This window comes from Neobacillus sp. NPDC058068, from assembly GCF_042885335.1.
Lineage (GTDB): Bacteria > Bacillota > Bacilli > Bacillales > Cytobacillaceae > Neobacillus.
This window is the reverse complement of sequence record NZ_JBHVSI010000007.1, coordinates 218,257-236,952: the sequence shown is the minus strand read 5'-3', so window position 1 is coordinate 236,952 and position 18,696 is coordinate 218,257. Positions and strand designations below refer to the sequence as shown.

Here is an 18,696-nt window from a genome sequence, read left to right as displayed (position 1 = left end):
AGCTGAATAAGCTCTTTTAGACATAATAAATACTCCCCTTAAGAGTAGCCAGATTTTTTATTTTTTAATCTGTCTACCTTAAGGGGAGCATATCATATGAGCTGGTTGTGCCTTTTTGTTTTCTCTTAATAACAGCCATTCTAATCTTTCATCTCTTACAATCGCTGCATTCTCTTTCACTTGCTGCCTTAAATAGTTAAACTTAATTCATATTGATAATATTGTGAATCTCGTATGTATCCATTTTTTTCATATAGCCTTTGAGCAGAATAATTATCTGGTGCTGTACTTAGATTAATACTTTTAGCACCTGTTTCAATAGCGTATTCTTTTGCTTTTTGTAAGAGCATTTCTCCTATTCCTTGTTTTCTGGCTTCTGCATCTACATACAAGTCGTTCAGTATCCATGCTCGTTTCATAGATATTGACGAAAATGTAGGATAAAGTTGAGTAAAACCTAGATACTCTTGGTTGTTTTTAACAACTAATATCACAGAATCCTTGCTTTCTAAACGTTCCTTTATATACGCCTTAGCACCTTCTAAATCCGATGTTTGTTGGTAAAACACACGGTACAAATTAAATAAATTTGATACTCCTTCTAAATCTTCTATCATAGCTTGACATATTTCCATTTGAATTCCCTCCCTATTAGCCTGGATAAGTGAAGATTGTTTCGAGATGGAGAGGTTCATTTTAACATCTTACATACTTGCGTTTAAAACCAAGCCTTCCTTTTTCGACTTCTTTTTGAATACTTTCGTAAGCATTTAGGAAACTGCTTTTTTTCTTGTCCCGTTTCACTTCTACTGTACCTATTGCCTTTGCGGTCTCTACTGCCTTTTCATGGAGCGGCGAATAAGAAATCCCCACGGTGTTAAGAAAATTATTCATAGCGGATTTCGTTCGTTCTGGCGAATCATGAATCGTATTTTTCACAATATCAAGCATATTGGAAATCTTGCTTTCGGAAAATTCATGGTCTAGGCGATTCCCTAAAAGCCAACAGTAGCAACTCCAGCCCGCTGACATTCTCAGCTCTTCACCGCTTGCGATCCATTTATCTGCAACGTCTTGTGCAATATCCGACTCCGATAAGGTTACAGCAACTACATAATCGGACAGCATATAAAAATATGCCGCATCCATCCAACGATCAAAATCCGACTCAGTCATAGCTTTTGAGTCTGCAATAATGCCAGCAAAGTACATTGCGTCGTAGTTCCCTGTCGCATAGAGCTCTTCAGCTAAAAGTTGATTTATTTTTATTTTCCTCGCGATTGGTTTCATAGCACCTGTAGCCACGCCAAAAACCGGCTCATGTGCACCATTGGATATGTACATTTTTTTAGTTCGTTCCTTGCCAAGGACTTCAAGCTCCTGCATAACCAATTCTAAATTCATGGTATGGCACTTCCTTCTTTTCAGTTTTTTTCCTTAATATTTTTTCCATCTAATGAAATCATGTTAATCCTATTATACCATTGGACGGTCCCATTGTGGTTTTCGCTAATCGAACCATACACATCCTTTCATGTAAGTTACCATCTTTTTTCCTCAAGTTACCCCACATCTTTCTGCCACTTACTTGAAAAGTGCAGACTTGTTAGGAATATCAACATACAATTTGATTAAAGGATATGAGGGGAGTGAATGAAAAGAACATTTATTGACAGACATCCAGTATTAGAACGATTATAATTTTAAGTGAAAAGAGGTGTCTGAAATTTGAAACTTTTCTTAAATATCGATAAAGCACTTAAAGAAACGAATTTACCATTGAAGGCCCTGAGTTAGATGATAATATCCAGGAACTAATTGACTTCCTTCACGGAAGGGAGCAACAATTCCTGATTGCAAAAAAAGGCGAAATGCAACATATTCTTAAACCAGTGGATATCCACTATTTTCATATGGAAAATGAACATGTTGTTGCCGTAACAGAGACGGATTCGTTTATTTTAAAAGAGAAGTTATATGAGCTTGAGGCTCTGCTTCCTTCTAGTAAATTTATCCGTCTATCTAAATCAGTTATCGCCAATTTACATGAATTAAGCCGTTTTGAAGCGTCATTCAATGGTACACTCTGCGTTTATTTCAAATCTGGAAAGAAAGAGTATGTGTCTCGTACCTATGTCCCTGTGATAAAAGAAGCATTAAAATTAAATAGGAGGTAATTTGAATGAAAACATTCACACTTCGTAGTTTCATCGGTATTTTCTTTGGAGGCTTCCTCGTGGTGCTTTACACCAATGCTGCAATCCTTTTCGGCGGTTTCGAAATGATAGATGGAAGCTTATTTGTTAAGAACTCCATAGGTTCTATTCTCTGCGGTTGGTTAATTACAGTTAGTCCAATGTACTATCAAAACAGAAATTTAAAACTTTCTCAACAGACCATTTTCCATTTCATAACCGTCATGATCCTCTACTTCATCATAGCCCTTACGATCGGATGGATTCCATTTACGATAAAAAGTATTTTGTTAACACTCTTAATCTCCATAATCATGTTTACAATCTTTTGGATTGCATTTTACCTTTACTTCAAAAATCAAGCCCGGAGATTAAATGATGATTTAAAGAAACTATAAGGAATGCCATAGGGAAGGTTCTCGTGGTTTTTAGTGTGGATATCCTGGCCACAAGAACCATCCCCATGGACGTCTTTTTCCTGAATAAGAACAAAAGCGCAAGCAAATCAATATCTATGAAGCTCCTATTATTATACAATTCACCAAAATAAAATATTTCTTCGTTCTGTCAACGAGTTGACAGCCAAGATCCTTGCATTTTTCTTAATTGAATAATTTGCCCTGTATGATAAGCATCATGAAGCATAATGTCGAGTAATTTTCTCTCAAGTGAAATTTGGTCAAGCATTTCATCAGAAATTGTATTTAATACTTAGGGGTAGTATGATACGCTCTTAAGGTATCGGGCTTTTCAATTAATATTATACGAATGAAGACTATATGAAACCAAAAACCAAGGAGTGATGATGTGATAAATCGTGTGAAAGAGAAATTGGAAACTGCTCTTGAAGATTGGGAAATGATGAATAATGCTGCAGAAAGTGAAAGCGAAGAATGCGCTGAACGCTTTGAAATGCATTTTTATAAGTTTATTGACGAATTGAAGCTCTGGTATCAGCATTTAAATCAACCGCCATCAACGATCGAAGAAGCAGAAAATCTTAGCGAAATTAGAGAAATGATTGACCGCTTACCAGCACCGCTTGAACTCAACTTTTTAACAGAATTGGAGTTAATCATTGAAGGAGAAGATCAAGTACGCTTTGATTAATTTTTCATTATTAAATAATGCCACAGAGACGGTTCTCTTGGTTTTTAGTAATGTTAGTAGTGGCCACAAGGACCGTCCCCATGGCCCCCCTTACATTCCCGTTCTATACTTTTTTTCACTTGAGGATGTATCTTTTGAATCGTGCTTCGCTTTTTCTTCAAGTTGTTCTTCTTTCAAATCCTCTACTGGTATTGGGTCAACTGTTTGCTCACTCTTAAATATATCAAATAAGCTCTCATTCTCAGTTGGATATTGTTCAGGGTTGTCCATCTTCCCTTGGAAATGATGAAAATCCGGTTTTCTTTTATTTTTTTCCATAACCGCTCACCTCGGTATTTTCAATACCCTATTCTGCAGATAAAAAACTTATTCTTTAAATGGTCGGAGCATCCATTCCCAATTGCGCCCATTCTTCTCTTGCAGGTCCATAAATCCCTGGGACTCTTACTCCCGCCTGGCGCATGAGAACGCTCATTTGCCCGCGATGATGAATGATATGCTTGACAAGTAATAAGAGCGTGGCTCCCTTCGTCATTGTCCTGCCAAAGACATTCACATCTTCTGTAAGGGAAGCGTCATTCCATTGTTCTTTTACAGCGTGGGCTGTGTCGGCACTGACTCTCCGAAATACCCCTGCTATTTCCTTCGCCGATTGCGGAACAGTCTCAGCGTTGTCGACTTGCGGGACAGGGATGCCAAACTCGTTTAACATTCCGGGTGTACTGGCCACAATATGCCAGGCAATTCTCCCTAATGTCCGATCGTCCGATGAAACTTGCTGCTGCAAAGAACTATTCGTTAACGCATCCAAAGTGTTTTGAGTTGAAGCAGCTTCTTGATTCCAATCCTCGATAAATCCAGCTATTGAAGAATACATGGATCTAATTCCTCCATTTTTTAATTTGATTGAATTCCCAGTTCAGCTTTAATTCTCATCCTGGTGGATGAAAGACAATTCCAGGTCCCTCTTCCAAGCATTTGCTTTTACTTGATTTTAAATGCATGACAGATCTTTCATTCGTTAAAAGATTTCTTTTATGTATGTAAAATTCTTAATTAGTTCGCTTTCATTGATTGATATCCTATTTGTTAAATCTTCCGTTAAAAATACCAACTCTTTAACCCCGATAAATTCTGATTCACTAACCAAATAAAACTGTGCTCCTTTTTTATAACCATTAAACTGCTTTTTTAGTCTAAATACCTTCATTGAATAACCTCTAATAATTACGGTAATTTTTGTTTCTCATTCAATTTCTTTGAAAAATTTATCAATTCTTCAAAGAAAGAAACTCCAAAACCTTACCTGGCATAACTGATAGTTCATTATAACAGAATCTTATATTTGTTAAGAAGTCTATCACTTGCAAGGTTAAGATTATTTACACATTCTTTTTTTATTTCTACATCGCAAATGAAATCATTCATTAATTCATCTTTGATTTCGGAGTAAATTTCCATAACTTGATTAGATGACAAAGTTATTAAACTTTTCCTTTTTGCAAAACTCAACATTTCTCTTTCAAAATATTCAATTGAACCAAATACCACTTTCAATCATTTCACCCACTCTTCTCTTAGTTTTTATTTTAATAAATGGCTCTATTAAAAGTGAATGTTGATTTCCGTTCCAGGCGCTTCGCTTTCCGCGGGGCGGGCGGTGAGCCTCCTCGGCGAATTCCGCGCCTGCGGGGTCTCACCTGTCCCGCTGCTCCCGCAGGATTCTCGCTGTATCCACGTCCAATCAACATTGTGCTCAAATCAACAATGTGCTTTAACACAGCCAAATAAATAAAAAAGCCTCCAAAAAGAGGTGGACTAACAAACCAATCATGTTAAGAAGTGTAATTCAAAAATTGGTATCCGTTCTTTTTGGCAACCCGACTATCATAGTCATAAGACCTTAGACTCGTGGCTTTGCGTCCTTTTCTTTCAAAAAGTTTGCCTTTTTCATTTTTTATACCTTAATAGTAAAATCTAACCAGGAAAATTTCAATGTTTTTCGCCAAATTTCTACTAATAAATCAGGACCTAAGTCACACAAATTTAAGTAAATATTCTCAACAAGCAAAAAGGCTGCCGCAGCAACCTTATCTTGCACTTGGTAATAGAACCAGGAATGCAATTGTAAATCTATATTACTCTAATATGCATTGATTTATTTGAATGCAAAGCTTTGTTTTTTTGCACGTTTTTCAGTATTACCAAGCAAACTCCCTAAGGTTCGGCTTTGTGGTCTCAGTACCCATGAAGCGATGTTGAGTGCAGCATATGAAAGCGGAAGGATAATATTAAAACCGTAATCACCAAAATCGTTAGCTAACACATGAGATAAAGCAGCACCAGTCATTAAAAAGAAGATACCAGCGTGAACCCATTCTTTAAGCCGAGGAAAACCTGGCACAAGTAGAGCGATGGCTCCGAGTACTTTCCATATCCCGAGAATGGTCAAGATGTATAATGGATAACCAAGATTCGTCACTAACTCAACGTTTCCCCCATATTGCATGAGTTGCCCGATACCACTTAACATAATAGCAAATACAAGTAGTGATGTGACTGTCCAGTAAGCAATCATTTTTCCTTTTGTTTTCATCTTGATCCCTTCCTTTAATCATTGATTAAAATGAAATATCCATCTGTCCTTACAACTCTTAACATGTTTTGAAAAGCTATTCTTCAATGTGACACCATAAGGTATCCTGCCGATCTTTTTTTAAACCAGCAAGCGCTTCTGCGACAGGTGCAGACTCTAAACCAACCGTAGACACATTTTTAAAATCCACGATATAGGACATTTCACCCCTCATTTGATCACTTTATTTCCTGACAACAGGAATCCACATTTCACCAAAAACTAAGCCGTTTCGCTGCCCCATCTCAACCGTTGTATTTGGTCCACCAACATAAGCAACATTCTTTGCTTCTGGCAAGGCCTGACCAAAGGCAATGCCGGTAAGCGTATTACTCAATTCATCAGCCGTCTTCGCTTCCCCTTTAACAACCAGATATTCCCCTTTAGGAAATTGGATCACCCTGTCTGCTTCTGGTAGCGATGCATCCGTCATAACGCCGGCATAATGCATCATCTTGTTATTCACAGCTTCGTTCACGGCAAAAATGTAGTCATTTGCGGCTATCGCTTTTAAAGAATCAAGCGTTCCATCTTGTTTGACCGCCTGCCAAAAGTCTCCCTTTTCCTTGGATATGCCGACAAAGTCTGTGTAATCGCTCTTAAGCTCTGTTCCAATACCTAAAACTGTAAAGCTGTTTTTTTCTTCTAGAGTATAATTTGTCATATTCAAAACCTTCCTTTTTTTTAAATTTATCAAATGATTTGTTTTTCACTTGATAAGTTTATAATAACCTTAAATCATGTCAAAAAATGACACTGTTTAGGAGACCCCAATGAAAAAAGTTAAACGGATTAATATCATCATGCGGTATATCCTTTGTCTCAATAAAAATAGGAGATGCCACTGCAACTCCTTGTTCCGCTCAAGCCCCCTTTACTTTAAATACAGGACTTCACAATCTTTTTTTACACCTCATTAAACTCAATCCCTAAATGTGTTGTACATGCAAAAAGACGCCTTCTTATTTAAGAAAAGCGCCCGACTGTTGAACAATGATATGCGAAAGATCGCTCTGCAAATACGTTCTAATTTATTTGACTAACACACCCGTTTAGCCATCCATAAAGCAGGAAAATCACCCGCTTCACCATAGAGAATGAAAAGGGCTTCACACTGTCAATACTGCTTCTACGGCTGGGCGAGGAAGGTCGCTGAATTATGGTGCTTTAGGACCAATCAACGCCACCCCAAGAGGATTGCAACTTTCGCAACAGAACAATTTGGCCGAGATGATACGTATCGTGCATCATGATATTGTTGAGTAAACGCTCAATAGAGTACCTGTTAGCTGCATACGGAGCTTTTAACTTTTCATCGTCAAGGTCCGCAATGACCATTTTTAATTTATTCATGACTTCATTAAGGCGCTGCACTGTCTGGGCCCACCCAATTTCGTCTTCTGGATCCCCCGGATTTCCAAAGGTTTCTTCATTGTCTTCTGCCTTATGCGGATTCTCTGTGCCCTTAATTCGATGGATTACGTCTTCATTCCAAAATATCAAGTGGTTGACAATCTGCCAAATCGAATTGCTGATTCCCGAACTTGTCCATGCTGCCTCAGCTGCGATGACTCCATGAAGCGCCTGATCCATGGATGCAAACCAATCATTCTCATGGCAATGCATGTCGAGTTGTTCTAAAAACATTTTGGTTACAACTTGCATATAACCAATCTCCTTACTGTTTAGTGTAATCTTTCAAAGTTAAAAGACAAGAAAAAATCTGACTATAGTATAAATTAATCGGTCCTAAAAAGGTAAAAACCAAATCCAAGTGGTCCCTTCCATATTGGACATACCTTTCTCTCCAGCTTCTAATTATCTCCAACATGGCAGGGTAATCCGAAATTTCCGGGTGACGATAACAATAATCCTCAATCAATTTCGAAAAAAGCCATTCATACGCATAAAATAACCTTCATTTTCGACTGTCGGTCATATAACGAAAAAATATTCTCAATGAAATACTCCATTCTTTTATTTTGAGAATACAACAAAACCATGATCACTATGACTTATTCGGCTTATCCAGCTTTTATTCCTTCATTATGACAAATAAAGTACCCTATAGGGCAGACCTTTTTAAGTGTCTACTCTATAGGGTACATTTTATTTTTTCTGGTTGACCTGTTGGCTAAACGACATACCTGGCCTTTGATTTTATAAGTGGCTTAATTCATATAATGCTTTGGCATAGATGGCTGTCGCTTTAATTAAATCATCGATTTCTATAAATTCATCAATTTGGTGAGAGCTATCTACCTTACCAGGGAAAAGCGCACCGTAAGCCACTGCATTTTTCATTAACGCTGCATATGTTCCCCCGCCCGATGTTAAAAGTGTGGGTTCATCCCCTGTAATCGATTGATAAGCCGATTGTAGTGTTTTAATCATTGGATGATCGGCGAGCAGGATTGCCAAAATAGTACGTTTAGTGCAATAACAAAAAAGCCACCAAAATGGTAGCTGGATTTAAGTGAAATAATTTACATACATTTAATTTACCTACGAGTTAATTTTTCTTGTTCCATATCTCTTCCGGTAAACGAATTTTCTTAAATCAAGGTCTTTTAAATTCCCGTCATAACACAAAAAGAGTAAAGAATGAAACACCTTAAAATTCTCGATGACAAAAAGAGCGAATTCTTTTCGTTCGCTCTTCATTTTCACTTTTACTTCTTCTTTTGAAAGGATGTGGTCAAGTTGGTCTTGATAATAGGCTTTCGTATCTTCCCATTTATCTTTGCGATTCACCAAAATATCCTTACCATACTTCGGTAATTTATCAATAACAAGGTCGATATACCCCTCTGACCACATTAACATTTTGTCTTTTTCTGTAAGTTCAAGTACCATTTTTAATAATCCCGTTTCGTCCATATCTTTTTGAATGGCATATTTTCCGACCCGATTCATCATACCCACCCCATGTGCGAATCATTTGGTCTTAGTTTGTTAATTTGTGTTTTAATGAATTCATTATTCATTCTAACTTTGTGAAGGATTGTACTTAAACTAAACTGCCATTTAACACAAAAAGAAAAAAAGCCACCAAAACAGCAGCTCGGTCTTAAACTCTTGAACCCAATAGTTAACAATATTATTTTACAAGCTCTATTTTAGTTGGATTCGAAAAAGTTTCATACTTTTTCCATCCATTGTCAAATTCCCGCCAATAATCTCCTGTCTGTTTATCAAAAAGAAATGCCTTCAAAATGACAGGCTTAATTGAGTATTACTGCATCTGTAATTGGTAATTATATAGAAATGAAGTGGTTTAATGATAAATACTTTTCATTGCAATTATCGATGTTAATTTTATCGCCCTTAAGATAAGAAAGTTAATTGACTCAAGGAGGAAATTATGGACTTCAAACCTACAGCTGGGGAGATAGCGAATATTTGGAAGTTTGTTATTGGTAATCAAGCACATCTTTGTTTCCTTGAACATTGGATGCAACACGTGGAAGATGAAGAGTTAAAAGTAATCCTGCAACGCTCAATAGATGAGGCAAATAGAATTATCATCGAGGGTTTAGAGTTATATCAAAAAGCAGGGTTTCCTTTACCAATTGGATTCAGTTTGGATAAAGATGTGGATCCAAAAGAACCCAGATTAATGTCTGATAAATTAATCTTTTTCGTCCTTCAAGTTTTGTTAGAATATGGAGTTTATGGATATGGGTTAACATTGGGAAAAACCGAAACTCCGGAAGTTTTGTCCTACTTTCAAATGAACTTAAAAAATTCATCGGACCTATATAAATTCATTACCGAAAACATTAATAAGAAGGGGTACCAGCACCAGCCTATTTATGTCCCTGTCCCCAAACGGGCAGAATTGGTGGAAAAGCAGTCCTTTTTGTCAGGTTGGTGGGGAGAACAGCGACCAGTTAATGCCATAGAGATCGATAGTCTAATTTTTAGTTTACGGGGCGTTATTTTAGCCAAGACGTTGTATATCGTATTTTCTCAAATTTCCAAAGATCCAATGGTCCAAAAATATTGTCATAGAGGAAAGGAAATCTGTAGCAAGAGAGTGGAGAATATCCAATCGTTGAATTCTACCGAGAACTTGCCTTTCCTGGCTACTTATGAAACTGAAATAACAAACTCCTCAACATCCCCTTTTTCTGAAAAGTTAATTATGTTTGAAGCAATGTCCCTTGCGGAAATAGCCATTGCCAGATCTGGGAATGCGTTTAGTGCTGTGACAAGAAGAGATTTAAGTACAATGTTTTCCTTATATATTATTGAAACAGGAACCTTTCTTGATGATGGATTGAACCTGATGATTGAGAAGAAATGGCTTGATCAGCCTCCTTTAGCTGCTAACCGAAAGTGAAAAATAGCAGTCAATTCGATCATTCCTTTTGAACTAAAAATTTTACCAGAAGGATTAGCATTTATTGTATATTTGACTACAATGAATGCTTTTTCTTATCCTTATTCTCTAAATAGACGAATCTTCTTAAACAAATCTGCCACTTTAGCATTCCTGTAGACCGTTATTTTTCGACTTTGAAAAAAATAAGGCTCCTCAGTAAGATATGAGTATAGACACCACTCTAACTCACAACTTTAGGCGGAATCCTACTATGAAGTTAGCTTGCCTAACTCTTACAATTTTATTGAGACTAACAGCAAGCTATTTTACAATTTCTAATTGGTGTATAATAGTGTGAAGAAATTGTATTTTAACGGGGTGGTAATGAAAATGAAGATTTTGTTTGATGAAACTTACACTTCAAATGACGGAAAGTATACAAGCAGGAATATTTGGTATGGATATGCTGATATATCTGTTGATGGTCAGCATGGAAAAACCATTAAGCTTAATGAAGATTTTATGGTTCAATTATGCGAATTAATAAAAAATGACTTATCTAAGAATGCAGCAAATGTGCCTACTCAAACTAACTGGTATTTCTATGGAAGTGCTGTAACTAAGGACGCTATTGGAGACAATATCCGTCCGACAATTATGGTTCGTGAGAAGTCTGACGAGTTTACAACTAATTTTAATATCAGTGACCACGATTTTGCTGTAAATATTGATGCTATTCTGTTGTTTAAGGCGGATTTTGAAAAACGTTTAGCTAGTCATTGAGGAGTAATATCACTATAAGCATTTTCAAACTATTTGAGGGGATGATTTCATAATGAATTCATTCTCCTTTTTCATCTGGTGGGAGTCTTTTTGTGTGGAGGAAAAGGACATTTAATAATACAGATTGTGAATAATTACACTTAAATTAAACTACCCTTTAGCTTAATAAGAATCGAACTGTTACTTTAAAGCTTTAACCATAAAGCACAAAAAAGAGTAGAGTCGTATAAATAATACATACTTCTCTACTCATGAAGGGGTAAGTTCTCCACTAGTTACCATTCATTTATTAATACGACTTTTCCAATTGCCTTGTTTGATTCCAGTAAAGTATGCGCATCACTTACTTGATCAAAAGTAAACGTTCTTTCATCGACTAACGAATGAAGTTTCCCTTCCTCTACAAGATTTGTTACTTCTCGTAATATTTTCCCGTGATCCTGCCTTTGGTCCTTATTCATTACTTTTAAAAGCATGAACGTAATATGTAAGGATAGTCCCTTAGCATGAAGAGGAGACAAATCATGTGTTGAGCGCGCTGCGATTGCTAATACTGTTCCGTTAATGGCCGCCGCTTGGAAAGACCGATCGAGGTTCTCGCCACCGACAGTATCAAATACAATATCGAATCCTTTTCCATCTGTATGTTCCTTTACATACTCCCCTACGGACTGTTCCCGATAATTAATAGCCACATCTGCACCCAATTGATTTCCAATGATTAACTTCTCCGTAGAAGAAGCCGTTGTAAACACTTTCGCACCGGCTAGCTTTGCTAACTGAATGGCAACATGACCTACCCCGCCTGTGGCTCCATGAACAAGTACCGTTTGTCCGTTTTGCACATTTGCACGATTATAAAGGGATTCCCATGCAGTAATGGTTACTAAAGGAAGCGCCGCCGCTTGTGCCATCGTTACGTTTTTTGGTTTAGGTGCTAGAAGCTGTACATCTGCAAGCATATATTCGGCAAGAGCACCACCTGTTCCTTTAAAACCGCCTGCGCAGCCATAAACTTCATCACCGGCCTTAAACTCTGTTACCCCTTCTCCGACCTCTGTAACAACTCCTGCTACATCGCCGTGTAACACCGCCGGAAACGCTGGTGCAACTGCTGCTACTAAACCACTGCGTACCTTTGTATCAACTGGATTAACACTTGTTGCTTTTACTTGAATAACAACATGCCCAGGAATTACTTCAGGCTTAGGAACATCAGCAATCTCAAAAACAGATGGGTCTCCAAATTTTTTAATTACCTGTGCTTTCATTTGTTAATCACACTCCTCTTCTATAATTTTACACTAAATATATTCAATTTAGAAATATTATGAATTTTATAATCATTGGTTCAGGACAGAGTTCCAGCTCCCTTATCCCAACCATTATTTTTGACAAGTCGTTTTAATTTAAGTAATGTAACCTAGTAGAATGCGAAAAAGTGATAGATTTTTTTCACATTTACCATAAAAGGATTTATATCCTACCTATATATGAATTCCCTAGAATGTTCATAATTGGGGGAGACAAACTATCCTTACATCACTAGGAGGCATGATTATGTCAAACTTACAAACTTTAGAAAAGCAAGAACAGCAAACGTTCATTGATGTGATTCAGGGACGTCGTTCTGTTCGTTCATATGATCCAACAGTTCAGATTTCACGCGAAGAAATGACCGAAATACTAGAATTAGCTACAAAGGCTCCTTCGTCTTCGAACCTGCAGCCATGGCGATTTTTAGTCATCGATAAGCCAGAACTTAAGAACAAGCTTTTGCCGATCGCATTTAACCAACAACAAGTAGTCGAAGCTTCTGCCGTTATTGCTGTTCTTGGTGACGTGGAAAGCTACAAGAACGCTGAAAAAATTTATGGACAAGCAGTTGAAGCTGGCTTTATGCCGGCCGATACGGCTAAATCATTCATCGAGCGCACGGTCGGCACGTACTCAAGCTTCCCACCAGAAGTAGCGCGCCAAGTCGTATATACGGATGGTGGATTGATCTCCATGCAGCTCATGCTTGTCGCCCGTTCCAAAGGCTACGATACAGTTCCGATGGGAGGATACAACAAAGCACAGTTTGTTGAAGCTTTCGGAATTGACGAAAAATATGTGCCAGTGATGCTCATTGCAATTGGTAAAGCAACAAAACCAGGACATCCGACTACCCGCCTTCCTATTGAGGACGTAGCGTTCTTCAACGAAATGCCTACGGAATAAGCAAGAACGTAATACAAATAAAATGACTTAACATTAGAAACCAGCTTGTAGTTGAACCAAGCTGGTTTCTATTTTTATTCTTTGAGAGAAATTTCACACTACAAATAAGAGTTGCACCAGGAACGATAAAATTTTTATCGCCAGTAACTGCCCAAATCATCAATTTGTAAGTAGTCTAACAGTGCCTGCACCATTCGTATTTTCTAGATCTATTTTTCGTACTTCCTCCCAAGGGTTTTTCCATTAAAAATGATAATTATTTTCCTGCATATTGCAAATACTAGAAGAGTTAAATATTCCCCACGGTACTTTCATGGACAGCTATTAAAAGAGAAGAACAGAGGTACCTTCCTTCCGCTTTTTTTACCATCTTATTGAATATATCAAGGAGGTATATCATATGGAAAACGAAAATTTTGATCCTATTCAAAATCAAACAAACGCAAACTTTAAGAACAAAGGAAATGAACAGGTGCTTGAAATCAGTTCTACTGGATATGGGCTGGAATCAGTTTCTAACGACAATTCGGAGAAACTGCAATCAAATCAAAATAAGAACCATTCGTTGAATCCTTAGCATTTTATATTTTTTACTGTAGTTGAGCGAGGTACTTGACTTGCAATCGAGACCGGAAATTGATGTCCGGTCTCTTTTAGATTTTTTCCATAAGCATAATATAGAAGTAAGAAGTAATCGGAAGCAATGCACACAATATAGATATTACTGAAATACAAAGAGAAAGAGGGTCCAAGCATGTCTTATACCTATAACTTATACAGTTCGGATCAATTGGGATTAACAAAATCCTATCATATTCAAACCGATTTGCCGCCGCATAAATTTAGGGCCATCATGATGGAATTTAGGCGTGGAGGCGAAAAAGATCCAAATGCGTTTGTGAATTACATGAGTGAACAATTCCCAGATAACTTTTACTTATTTGAATATGATGATGTTGTGCAATATGATGCAGACCAAGAAAATTCGGCGATCCTTGCCAATCTTTTGAACCAACATGATCAAACTATTTAAAAGAGAGAGAACAGGCTACTTTCTTTTTGAATGAAACTAAATACTGCGAAAATTTATCCAAAATAAGGATATTACCTCCCCCCTTGATTTAATCAATCAGTGAGTTAAAGCAGCTTCTTGATTCCAATCGTCGATAAATCCAGCTATTGAACAATACATAGATCTAATTCCTCCAATTATTGAAAATGTATTGGCTTCCCGGTTCTTCATAATACTTTATCATTGTGGAAATGAAGACAATTCCAGGTTCCTTTCCAAGTATTTTCTTTTAACCAAAGATAAATGCATATTTTTATAAAAAAAAGAATTGGCCTTTAAGCAAAGAACTAAAAACTGCACAACAAAAATGTTATATTTCCCCACAAAAATTAACTTATTATTTCATTAAAAGACCCATTTTATATGAGAATAATCAAAATAATATGGGGCAATTTAGAAATTCGCGATTTCGGTAGGAATGAAAACATGCGTACCGTCCCTCTGTTTAACTCTACGGAGCGTTTGTTGCTTCGTTACATTTAAAGATTTAAGATGACATTAGAGTAGGAGGAAAAATTGATGGATAATCGTAAAGTTGGAGAGTTAATTTTTAATTTACGGAAAGAAAAGGGACTAACACAGAAACAATTAGCGGATCAAATGAATATTTCTGATCGAACGATTTCAAAATGGGAGCGTGGGTATGGCTGTCCAGATATCACGCTATTACCAAGTTTATCATCCCTTCTTGGCGTAAATATCGAATATATTTTAGATGGTGAATTATCGTCGAATGAATTTGTAGGGGGAAATATGAAACAGTCTAATTATTTTGTCTGTCCGTCATGTAATAATATTGTATTAGCAACTGGAAATATGACCATATCTTGTTGCGGAAGAAAGTTAGAAGCATTAGAAGCGAAGAAAGCGTCAAACGATGAAAAGCTATCCATTTCAGAAATTGATAATGAATGGTTTATTTCTAGCGAGCATCCTATGACCAAAGAGAATTATATTTCGTTTATTGCTTTTGCTACAGGTGACCAAGTGCAGATTATTAAACAGTACCCCGAGTGGAGTTTACAAACACGTATCCCGAAACGTAAACATGGCAAACTGTTATGGTATGATACTCAATTCGGTTTATTTTATCAGCTTGTCTAAAAATTTATCGGATCAATGATAAATCGTTGGTTTTGATTTAAATGTTATGACTCTATTATTAATCAATCTTTCCCTCCCTTTTTAAGAGGAGGGATTCCTTTGAAACGAAAATCTTTATCGTTGTTTTTTTATGAAACTTATAGGAGTTAAATGAAATGAATAAATCTTTTAATGAAACATTGTCATTAGTAAAACCGATGATTGCCTTTCTCATTCCTGTCATTTTAGCAAGTGTTTTGCAATCATTAGGTCAAGTATTTGGAATTATTGTAGTTGGGCAAACACTTGGAGTGGATTCTTTAGCAGCTATTTCTGCCTTCTTTCCTCTACTCTTTTTCCTTATATCATTTATCATTGGAATTGGCTCAGGAAGCTCAATTCTAGTTGGGCAAACTTACGGTAGAGGTGATATCCCAAAAATGAAGGAAGTAGTTGGGGTTACGTTAGTCTTTACATTCATCATTTCTATTACTGTGGCCTTAATCGGAGGAATTTTTACAGTAGATATTCTAAAATGGATGGGAACACCTGAGAATATACTGATTAAAAGCGCGGAGTATGCACGTATATTATTTGTTACATTACCTATCACTTTCTTATATATGTGCTATACAACCTTTATGAGAGGTGTAGGTGATTCAAAAACACCTTTTTACTTTTTATTGATTAGTATTATCCTAAATATCGCTTTGCTGCCAATCCTTATTTTCGGATGGTTGGGCTTACCGGAATTCGGATTAAATGGTGCTGCTTATGCTGCAGGATTAGCCAATTTCATAACATTTGTGATCCTATTATGGTACTTACACAAAAGAAATCATTTACTCAAATTAGACTCGGATATTTTGAGACATCTTTACTTAAAAGGTTCGGTGTTGAAACCCTTAATGAAATTAGCCATTCCTACTAGTATTAGTATGGTTTCAATCGCATTGTCAGAAATTGCAGTCATCACTTTTGTCAATGATTATGGTTCTAATGCAACAGCAGCGTACGGAATCGTGAATCAAATTGCAAGCTACGTTCAAATCCCAGCGATGAGTATTTCAATCGCCATTTCAGTATTTGTTGCACAAGCCGTAGGATCTGGGAACATGTCGAATATCAAAGAGATAAAAAAAATAGCGATTTCCCTGAATTATCTCCTTGGTGGTATTCTCATTCTCATTCTTTACCTTATACCAAATCCTATATTAGTAATCTTTCTAGACAACACTGAAACAATTAATATAGCAAAAAATCTGATACTAATCTCATTTTGGGGTTACGTTATTTTGGGCCACACGCAGGCAATCACAGCAACAATGAGAGCAACAGGTACTGTGTTATGGCCAACAATATTTACAATCATAAGTATTCTGCTGATTCAAGTTCCGGCAGCCTATTTCTTATCACATTTCACATCACTCGGCTTAAATGGAGTATGGCTAGCCTATCCAATTGCGTTCATCGTCAATTTCTTAGCTCAATCTTCTTATCATCAATTTTTCTGGAAAAAGAAATCCTTAATAGCACTTTTGAGGTAAACTTACTAAATAATGAAGCTATTTATTTCTCTTGGTAAATAGCTTCATTTATTTCTAATGCCGCACTAAACTGCTTCGCTCGTATAAAGCGATTGATCACTGCAGACAAAGAGCGTACTTTTATCTTTACTTCATGTTAGAAATAATTTATTTCAGTCACTTGGTTGATTTTTTTTGCAAAAAAATTGCCCTCCCTAACAGGCTAAGTCGTTATCTTTTAGAGTACCTGCAGGTATAAAAACACATATTTTAGTAATAATCGGATATCGAGACAGAAGAGCATTTCCATATTCCCGAGCGTTCTTCTTGTTCTTGAACGATAAAGAGATGGACGGACTAAAACCTTGATACATATTTAATTGCTTTGCAAGCAAACTAATCTGATCTTCATAGTCACTTCGCCTAGAAAAATTCCTATCCACTTCATTTAGACCAATGATATCTGCCTTTCATTTTTCAATTATATCCGCAATTCGATGAAGATCCGTTAGTTTATCGAGCCCCTTACCATGGTGAATGTTATAGGTCATAACCTTAATATCCAAAATCTCCTCACCTCAAAATCGAAGATCATTTACTCGCAATTAAGTGAAACTCAATCAGTGTGCCAATTCATCCCCCTCTTACTCCAGGCTTATGTGGGATATACAATCTAAAGTTTTTCAATTGGATATCTTCGCATAAGTTCTTTTGTCGACATGACCACCATCTTTGGCACAAGATGTTCAAGTTTGTTTTGTAACCTATCTGTTCCTTGAGGATGAACGACAGACATTAATAAGCGCAAATATATTTTGGTAAAGAAGGAGAATGGTCCCCTTGGTAAGTTATTAACTGTAAATCCGAATTGTTTTGTTCCGCGATAGATCATAGAAATCCCGTATAGGGACTTAATCTTTTCATAATTTGGATGGTTTAAAATAATTGACAGAGTCTTTGGTCCATTCCGCACATGTCAGGCACGCCACCATTGTTTTCTCCTGGCTCGTCGGCAACAACTGCTTAAGTTTTATATTAAGTAATAAGAATTTAAACCGATATCATATAACCAGCCCCCCAAACCGTTTCGATAAATTGAGGATTTGAGGGATCTTTTTCGATTTTACCGCGGATTTTTCTTATATGCACTGTGATGGTGGTAATATCACCTGATGAATCTAACCCCCAAATACTTTCGAAGAGATCTTCTTTACTAAAGACCCGATTTGGGTGCTGAGCTAAGAAAAGTAATAAGTCAAATTCTTTTGCAGTTAATGATATCTTTTTATTATTCACAAAGACTTTTCGAGCCATTTCATCAATGACAAGCCCTCGGATTCTTATTTCTTTTTTTGTAGTATCATTATTCCCTAAAAGTCGTTCATATCGCGACAAGTGCGCTTTTACCCTGGCGACAAGCTCGCTAAAACTAAACGGTTTAATTATATAATCATCTGCCCCAAATCCCAAACCTCTTATTTTATCAATATCTTCCCTCTTGGCCGAAACAATTAAGATAGGTATATTCTTTACAGCTCTAACTTGTTTACAAATCTCGAATCCATTTACCTCTGGAAGCATGATATCAATAATTAATAAGTCATAATCTTTATTTACTGCACGTTTTAACCCTTCCTTACCAGAGGTTTGTAATTCAACATCATATCCATTAATCTCAAGGAAATCTTTTTGCAATTCACCAATATCAAGATCATCTTCCACGATTAAAATTTTTTTCAATC

The 18,696-nt window shown here is 36.7% G+C and carries 24 protein-coding genes, 3 pseudogenes and 1 riboswitch; of the genes and pseudogenes, 10 read left to right on the top strand and 17 right to left on the bottom strand.

Annotated features, from left to right (window positions below; all coding sequences use genetic code 11):
* Positions 1-188: 188 nt before the first annotated feature.
* Both ACFVSW_RS10710 and ACFVSW_RS10705 read right to left on the bottom strand, forming a co-directional pair.
* A complete protein-coding gene (locus ACFVSW_RS10710; protein WP_387315565.1) occupies positions 189-635 on the bottom strand; it encodes a GNAT family N-acetyltransferase in 447 nt (148 codons plus the stop codon).
* 61 nt (positions 636-696) lie between these two features.
* Positions 697-1,404: a DNA alkylation repair protein gene (locus tag ACFVSW_RS10705; RefSeq protein WP_387315563.1), complete on the bottom strand. Its 708-nt coding sequence runs from the start codon at positions 1,402-1,404 to the stop codon at positions 697-699.
* Between the two features lie 467 nt (positions 1,405-1,871).
* On the opposite strand from ACFVSW_RS10705, the gene ACFVSW_RS10700 reads away from it, so the two are divergent.
* Both ACFVSW_RS10700 and ACFVSW_RS10695 read left to right on the top strand, forming a co-directional pair.
* The gene (locus ACFVSW_RS10700) at positions 1,872-2,177 is read left to right on the top strand and encodes a LytTR family DNA-binding domain-containing protein (protein ID WP_387315561.1); all 306 of its coding nucleotides are present in this window, start codon (positions 1,872-1,874) and stop codon (positions 2,175-2,177) included.
* Between the two features lie 5 nt (positions 2,178-2,182).
* Positions 2,183-2,593 (top strand): DUF3021 domain-containing protein, encoded by a 411-nt coding sequence (locus tag ACFVSW_RS10695; RefSeq protein ID WP_387315558.1) that lies wholly within the window; start codon positions 2,183-2,185, stop codon positions 2,591-2,593.
* Positions 2,594-2,762: 169 nt separating this feature from the next.
* Here ACFVSW_RS10695 and ACFVSW_RS10690 read toward each other — a convergent pair.
* Positions 2,763-2,906: pseudogene (locus ACFVSW_RS10690) on the bottom strand (DinB family protein); the annotation flags it as partial.
* Between the two features lie 96 nt (positions 2,907-3,002).
* Between ACFVSW_RS10690 and ACFVSW_RS10685 the strand changes: the two are divergent.
* Positions 3,003-3,305 carry a hypothetical protein gene (locus ACFVSW_RS10685; RefSeq protein WP_387315556.1) on the top strand — a complete coding sequence of 101 codons (303 nt, stop codon included), beginning with the start codon at positions 3,003-3,005 and terminating at the stop codon, positions 3,303-3,305.
* Positions 3,306-3,395: 90 nt separating this feature from the next.
* On the opposite strand, the gene ACFVSW_RS10680 is transcribed toward ACFVSW_RS10685, so the two are convergent.
* The 10 genes and pseudogenes from ACFVSW_RS10680 to ACFVSW_RS10635 form a co-directional block, all read right to left on the bottom strand.
* Positions 3,396-3,623, bottom strand: coding sequence for a hypothetical protein (locus tag ACFVSW_RS10680; RefSeq protein ID WP_387315554.1), 228 nt, complete (start codon positions 3,621-3,623; stop codon positions 3,396-3,398).
* Positions 3,624-3,678: 55 nt separating this feature from the next.
* Positions 3,679-4,182 carry a DinB family protein gene (locus ACFVSW_RS10675; protein WP_387315553.1) on the bottom strand — a complete coding sequence of 168 codons (504 nt, stop codon included), beginning with the start codon at positions 4,180-4,182 and terminating at the stop codon, positions 3,679-3,681.
* Positions 4,183-4,326: 144 nt separating this feature from the next.
* Positions 4,327-4,515, bottom strand: coding sequence for a hypothetical protein (locus ACFVSW_RS10670; RefSeq protein ID WP_387315551.1), 189 nt, complete (start codon positions 4,513-4,515; stop codon positions 4,327-4,329).
* A gap of 116 nt (positions 4,516-4,631) precedes the next feature.
* Complete coding sequence (locus ACFVSW_RS10665; RefSeq protein ID WP_387315548.1) at positions 4,632-4,862, bottom strand: hypothetical protein; 231 nt, start codon at positions 4,860-4,862, stop codon at positions 4,632-4,634.
* A 314-nt stretch (positions 4,863-5,176) separates the two neighbouring features.
* Positions 5,177-5,261, bottom strand: a riboswitch (cyclic di-GMP riboswitch).
* 202 nt (positions 5,262-5,463) lie between these two features.
* A complete protein-coding gene (locus ACFVSW_RS10660; RefSeq protein ID WP_387315547.1) occupies positions 5,464-5,901 on the bottom strand; it encodes a DoxX family protein in 438 nt (145 codons plus the stop codon).
* A gap of 118 nt (positions 5,902-6,019) precedes the next feature.
* A pseudogene (locus ACFVSW_RS10655) lies at positions 6,020-6,103 on the bottom strand (phage tail protein); the annotation flags it as partial.
* Positions 6,104-6,124: 21 nt separating this feature from the next.
* Positions 6,125-6,604, bottom strand: coding sequence for a GyrI-like domain-containing protein (locus ACFVSW_RS10650; RefSeq protein ID WP_387315545.1), 480 nt, complete (start codon positions 6,602-6,604; stop codon positions 6,125-6,127).
* 503 nt (positions 6,605-7,107) lie between these two features.
* Positions 7,108-7,605, bottom strand: coding sequence for a DinB family protein (locus ACFVSW_RS10645; RefSeq protein WP_387315543.1), 498 nt, complete (start codon positions 7,603-7,605; stop codon positions 7,108-7,110).
* A 495-nt stretch (positions 7,606-8,100) separates the two neighbouring features.
* Positions 8,101-8,346, bottom strand: a pseudogene (locus ACFVSW_RS10640) (M20/M25/M40 family metallo-hydrolase); the annotation flags it as partial.
* A 99-nt stretch (positions 8,347-8,445) separates the two neighbouring features.
* Positions 8,446-8,856 (bottom strand): hypothetical protein, encoded by a 411-nt coding sequence (locus ACFVSW_RS10635; protein WP_387315541.1) that lies wholly within the window; start codon positions 8,854-8,856, stop codon positions 8,446-8,448.
* Positions 8,857-9,304: 448 nt separating this feature from the next.
* Here ACFVSW_RS10635 and ACFVSW_RS10630 point away from each other — a divergent pair, with 448 nt between their 5' ends.
* Positions 9,305-10,285 carry a DUF3231 family protein gene (locus tag ACFVSW_RS10630; protein WP_387315539.1) on the top strand — a complete coding sequence of 327 codons (981 nt, stop codon included), beginning with the start codon at positions 9,305-9,307 and terminating at the stop codon, positions 10,283-10,285.
* A 372-nt stretch (positions 10,286-10,657) separates the two neighbouring features.
* Entirely contained in the window at positions 10,658-11,050 is a 393-nt protein-coding gene (locus ACFVSW_RS10625) for a hypothetical protein (RefSeq protein ID WP_387315536.1), read from the top strand.
* A gap of 275 nt (positions 11,051-11,325) precedes the next feature.
* On the opposite strand, the gene ACFVSW_RS10620 is transcribed toward ACFVSW_RS10625, so the two are convergent.
* Positions 11,326-12,321: a zinc-dependent alcohol dehydrogenase family protein gene (locus ACFVSW_RS10620; protein WP_387315534.1), complete on the bottom strand. Its 996-nt coding sequence runs from the start codon at positions 12,319-12,321 to the stop codon at positions 11,326-11,328.
* Positions 12,322-12,610: 289 nt separating this feature from the next.
* Between ACFVSW_RS10620 and ACFVSW_RS10615 the strand changes: the two genes are divergently transcribed.
* The 5 genes from ACFVSW_RS10615 to ACFVSW_RS10595 all read left to right on the top strand — a co-directional run bounded on the left by ACFVSW_RS10615 (position 12,611) and on the right by ACFVSW_RS10595 (position 16,975).
* Positions 12,611-13,273, top strand: coding sequence for a nitroreductase family protein (locus ACFVSW_RS10615; protein ID WP_387315532.1), 663 nt, complete (start codon positions 12,611-12,613; stop codon positions 13,271-13,273).
* A 400-nt stretch (positions 13,274-13,673) separates the two neighbouring features.
* On the top strand, positions 13,674-13,850 hold the full coding sequence (locus ACFVSW_RS10610; RefSeq protein ID WP_387315530.1) for a hypothetical protein: 177 nt from the start codon (positions 13,674-13,676) through the stop codon (positions 13,848-13,850).
* A 177-nt stretch (positions 13,851-14,027) separates the two neighbouring features.
* A complete protein-coding gene (locus ACFVSW_RS10605) occupies positions 14,028-14,306 on the top strand; it encodes a hypothetical protein (protein ID WP_387315528.1) in 279 nt (92 codons plus the stop codon).
* A 558-nt stretch (positions 14,307-14,864) separates the two neighbouring features.
* The gene (locus ACFVSW_RS10600) at positions 14,865-15,449 is read left to right on the top strand and encodes a helix-turn-helix domain-containing protein (RefSeq protein ID WP_387315527.1); all 585 of its coding nucleotides are present in this window, start codon (positions 14,865-14,867) and stop codon (positions 15,447-15,449) included.
* Between the two features lie 155 nt (positions 15,450-15,604).
* The gene (locus ACFVSW_RS10595; RefSeq protein ID WP_387315525.1) at positions 15,605-16,975 is read left to right on the top strand and encodes an MATE family efflux transporter; all 1,371 of its coding nucleotides are present in this window, start codon (positions 15,605-15,607) and stop codon (positions 16,973-16,975) included.
* A gap of 449 nt (positions 16,976-17,424) precedes the next feature.
* Here the strand turns inward: ACFVSW_RS10595 and ACFVSW_RS10590 are convergent, their stop codons facing one another.
* The 3 genes from ACFVSW_RS10590 to ACFVSW_RS10580 all read right to left on the bottom strand — a co-directional run bounded on the left by ACFVSW_RS10590 (position 17,425) and on the right by ACFVSW_RS10580 (position 18,694).
* Positions 17,425-17,520, bottom strand: a complete 96-nt coding sequence (locus ACFVSW_RS10590) for an endonuclease/exonuclease/phosphatase family protein (protein WP_387315523.1) — start codon at positions 17,518-17,520, stop codon at positions 17,425-17,427.
* Between the two features lie 107 nt (positions 17,521-17,627).
* On the bottom strand, positions 17,628-17,927 hold the full coding sequence (locus ACFVSW_RS10585; protein WP_387315521.1) for a YkoP family protein: 300 nt from the start codon (positions 17,925-17,927) through the stop codon (positions 17,628-17,630).
* A gap of 77 nt (positions 17,928-18,004) precedes the next feature.
* A complete protein-coding gene (locus ACFVSW_RS10580; RefSeq protein ID WP_387315519.1) occupies positions 18,005-18,694 on the bottom strand; it encodes a response regulator transcription factor in 690 nt (229 codons plus the stop codon).
* Between the last annotated feature and the right edge of the window lie 2 nt (positions 18,695-18,696).